Source organism: Pelatocladus sp. (assembly GCF_059505505.1).
The window spans coordinates 1-467 of record NZ_JCACKS010000254.1; the positions used below are offsets into that span (position 1 = coordinate 1).

The following is a 467-nucleotide window of genomic DNA, read 5'->3' on the forward strand; positions in this document are numbered from 1 at the left end:
CCGCTTATAAAGCTAGTTTAGGCTACATTTGGGCTTAATTTTTGTTTAAGTCCCAATAGCAGCATATTATGGGCTTCCAACTTGGTACGAATGTTATCAATTAGTTGATTGTAGGCTTCAATGGTTAATCCGTTTCCTAAATCCAGATGTTCATTAATAGATTTCAGGAGGGCGAGACGGCGTTGGGCTTTATCAACAGCGGCAGAACCACGAGTTTTGAAAGACATGGGAGTATTTCTTGAATTATTCTTTTTCAAGATAATGTGATCTTATTGTCCCTGATATCAGTATTTATGTGGATTTTTGATTCAACGCAATAATTAAGAATTCAACAGTATTTATATTTAACTACTTGTATGATTTTATCATATTGGGTATAAAAAGAATAAGTAACAGCGCTCACCGAAATGATTTTTGCGTGCGGCAAAATGATTTTTGTATGCGGCGAAATGATTTTTGTATGCGGC

Annotated in this window: 1 protein-coding gene; it reads right to left on the reverse strand. The window is 35.3% G+C overall.

Annotation, left to right across the window (positions count from 1 at the left end; all coding sequences use genetic code 11):
• Positions 1-17: 17 nt before the first annotated feature.
• The gene (locus tag AC5JMK_RS26440) at positions 18-227 is read right to left on the reverse strand and encodes a hypothetical protein (RefSeq protein ID WP_495911341.1); all 210 of its coding nucleotides are present in this window, start codon (positions 225-227) and stop codon (positions 18-20) included.
• Positions 228-467 lie beyond the last annotated feature (240 nt).

Bases quoted from the DNA above. Each gene is read 5' to 3' on its own strand.
- AC5JMK_RS26440 (WP_495911341.1), bottom strand. From the start codon at position 227: ATGTCTTTCAAAACTCGTGGTTCTGCCGCTGTTGATAAAGCCCAACGC.